This is a genomic window from Mesorhizobium sp. M7A.F.Ca.CA.004.06.1.1 (assembly GCF_003999135.1).
Lineage (GTDB): Bacteria > Pseudomonadota > Alphaproteobacteria > Rhizobiales > Rhizobiaceae > Mesorhizobium.
The window spans coordinates 1-3,214 of the sequence record NZ_RZPQ01000686.1; the positions used below are offsets into that span (position 1 = coordinate 1).

Annotated in this window: 4 protein-coding genes; 3 read left to right on the forward strand and 1 reads right to left on the reverse strand. The window is 64.5% G+C overall.

The features are described 5' to 3' along the window. On the forward strand, nt 1–829 hold an 829-nt coding region (locus EN906_RS28315; protein WP_206529189.1), incomplete at its 5' end, for a GMC oxidoreductase. A gap of 12 nt (nt 830–841) precedes the next feature. On the opposite strand, the gene EN906_RS28320 is transcribed toward EN906_RS28315, so the two are convergent. After that, on the reverse strand, nt 842–1,759 hold the full coding sequence (locus tag EN906_RS28320) for a LysR family transcriptional regulator (protein WP_127269586.1): 918 nt from the start codon (nt 1,757–1,759) through the stop codon (nt 842–844). 131 nt (nt 1,760–1,890) lie between these two features. Between EN906_RS28320 and EN906_RS28325 the strand changes: the two genes are divergently transcribed. Together EN906_RS28325 and EN906_RS28330 are read left to right on the forward strand one after the other, a co-directional pair. Next, nucleotides 1,891–2,529 (forward strand): DsbA family protein, encoded by a 639-nt coding sequence (locus tag EN906_RS28325; RefSeq protein WP_127272424.1) that lies wholly within the window; start codon nt 1,891–1,893, stop codon nt 2,527–2,529. Nucleotides 2,530–2,568: 39 nt separating this feature from the next. After that, on the forward strand, nt 2,569–3,180 hold the full coding sequence (locus tag EN906_RS28330) for an NAD(P)-dependent oxidoreductase (RefSeq protein ID WP_127270535.1): 612 nt from the start codon (nt 2,569–2,571) through the stop codon (nt 3,178–3,180). The last annotated feature ends 34 nt before the right edge of the window (nt 3,181–3,214 follow it).

Below are 3,214 nucleotides of genomic sequence, written 5' to 3' on the forward strand. Positions count from 1 at the left end.
CTCGCCGAAGCTGCTCGAGCTGTCGGGGGTGGGCCGCCCCGACCTGCTTTCGAGCATCGGCGTGGATGTTCGTCACGCCTTGCCGGGCGTTGGAGAAAATCTGCAGGACCATTTGCAGATCCGCACCGTCTTCAAGGTCGCCAACACCGCCACGCTCAACCAGCGCTACCACAATCTGGTCAGCCGTGCGTCGATGGGGCTGGAATACGCGCTCAAGCGCAGCGGGCCGCTGTCGATGGCGCCGAGCCAGCTCGGCATCTTCGCCAGGAGCGATCCGCGTCTCGCAACCCCCGATCTCGAATACCATGTGCAGCCGCTGAGCACCGACCGACTGGGCGAGCCGCTGCATCGCTTTCCCGCGGTCACCGTCTCGGTCTGCAATCTGCGCCCCGAAAGCCGGGGCACCGTACATATGGGTTCATCCGACGCGCGGGAGGCGGCGAAGATCCGCCCGAACTATCTTTCCACCGAGGGAGACCGCAGCGTGGCCGTCGCGTCGTTGCGCCATGTCCGCAGCCTGATGAAGGCCCGGGCGGTGGCGCGCTTTGCGCCGGAAGAGATGCTGCCCGGCACGCAGTATAACAGCGATGAAGAGCTCATCCGCAAGGCCGGCGATATAGGCACGACGATCTTCCACCCCGTCGGCACCTGCAAGATGGGTTCGGATACGATGGCGGTGGTCGACGACGGCCTGCGTGTTCACGGGCTTGGCGGGCTGCGCGTGGTCGATGCCTCGATCATGCCGACAATCGTCTCAGGCAACACCAACTCGCCGGTCGTCATGATCGCGGAAAAGGCAGCCGAGATGATCCTGCAAGAGGCCCGCTGACCGCCATCGGCTTCAAGCCGCGGCAACACCGCGCGATCGCCGTCTCTCGGCCGCCGCGAGCAGATCGACGAAGGTGCGCACCTTGGCGGGCCGGAACCGGGCCGGCGGAAAGACCGCGTGGATGCCGCCTGACGGCAGGCTCCAGTCGGCAAACACCGGCACCAGCCGCCCCTCGGCGATATCGTCGCTGACGCTATAATCCGGAAAGACGCCGAGCCCGATGCCGACGAGCACGCAAGCCAGGGCGGCGGGGCTCTTGTCGCACATGATGACCGGATTGAGTTCGGTCAGCACCGTCTCAGTGTCCCTGGAAAACAGCCATTGGCCGATGCCTCGCAACTGGGTGTTGCCGACCCAGGCCAGCGATCTTGCCTGGCGCGGCGTCACGTCGGGCGGCAGGCTCGCCGCGAAGCCAGGGCTCGCCACCACGATCTGCCGGATCGTCCCCAGGCGCCGCGCCTGGTTCGAGGAATCGGTGAGCCAGCCGACGCGGATGCCGAGATCGATCTGCTCGTCCACCAGATTGCTGACGGCGTCGTCGAAGATCGCCTCGACGCGCATATGCGGGTAGGTTCTGAGATAGGCGGCCATGACCGGAGCCACGATCTTGGTGCCGTAGTCGAGTGGCGCCGTCAGCCTCAGCGTTCCGCTCGGTTCGACGGCTCCGCGCGAGATTTCGCCATAGGCCGCCTCCGCTTCGCGCAGGATGATCATCGCGCGGTCATAGAAGAGGCGGCCCTCTTCGGTCGGCGTGACACGCCGGGTCGTGCGCTGCAGCAGCGTTGCGCCCAGCTCCTCTTCGAGCTTGCCGATCTGATGGCTGACCACGGCCTTGGCGACGCCAAGCCGGTCGGCCGCGGCGGTGAATGAGCCGGTTTCCATGACCGTGGTGAAGTAGGCGAGCCGATTGAGGTTCAGAAGTTCGGCCAAGCTGGCTGCCCTTTGTATGATCAGATCAGACAGTTTGTATAATTGGGCGCCATTTATCGCAAGGCTGCCGTCTGCCACATATGAGCGACGGCCTCGACGAGTCCGGTGGCCGGGCAGGAATGGCAGCGACTATGAGCAATTCAGAAGTGACCTATCTTTTCGATCCGCTCTGCGGCTGGTGCTATGGCGCCACTCCGATGCTCGACCGGTTGTCGGCCGCCGGCCTGAACGTCGAACTGCTGCCGACCGGCCTGTTTTCCGGCGCCGGCGCGCGTCCGATGGATGAAGGCTTTGCGGCGCATGCCTGGGCGAACGACCAGCGCATCGAGCGCCTGACCGGACAATCCTTCACGCCGGCCTACCGGCACAATGTCCTCAATGTCCGTGGGACCCTGCTCGATTCACATGCCGCCACACTCGGCATCAGTGCCGCTGGCCTGGAAGATCCCAGCCGCCGGCTTGCGGTGCTGAAGACGATCCAGCATGCGCGCTATGTAGAAGGACGCGATGTCGTGACGATCGGCGGTGTGGCCGAGGTGCTCGCCGCCGCCGGCATGGCGGACGCCGCCGAAATGCTCAAGGCGCCGACCGAAACATTGCTGACGGCTCACCGCGATCTGGTTGGCCGTGGCCGTGCGCTGTTCCAGCGCCTGCATGCCGATGGCGTGCCTTCGCTCTCGGTCATCCGCAATGATGCGCCCCGGCTCATCGGTTCGAACGCGCTGTTCGGCAGCTTCGACAATCTCGTCGCCCATATCGCGGCGGCGTGATCCCATCCTCCAGACCCCAACAAGAATAAGGAAACAGACATGGCAAAAGTCGCTCTCATTGGTGCATCGGGCGCCGTCGGTTCACGCCTTCTCAGGGAACTCTCCGATCGCGGCCACACCGTCACCGGCATTGCGCGCAACCCGGAAAAGATCGCCGCGCTTCCGGGCGTGACGGCGAGGAAGGGCGATGTCTTCGACAGACAAGGTCTCGCCGACCTGATCCGCGGCCATGACGCGGTGATCAGCTCCGTGCATTTCCTGGACAGCGATGCCGATACGCTGATCGAGGCGGTGCGCGCCTCCGGCGTGAAGCGCTATCTGATCGTCGGCGGCGCCGGCAGTCTCGAAGTCGCACCGGGCAAGCGGTTGGTCGACACGCCTCAATTTCCTGATATCTACAAGGCCGAAGCGCAGAAGGGCGCCGACTTCCTGGACAGATTGAAGACGGTCGACGACCTCGATTGGACGTTCCTGTCGCCATCCGCCATGTTCGTGCCTGGCGAGCGCACCGGCAAATTCCGCCTCGGCAAGGATACACTTCTCGCCTCCGATAAGGGCAGCAGCATTTCCTTCGAGGACTATGCGATCGTCATGGTTGACGAGATCGAGAAGCCGGCCCACATCAGGCAGCGCTTCACCGTCGGCTATTGAGCGAACGGCTGGCGGCGGCCGGGTCTCAATCGAG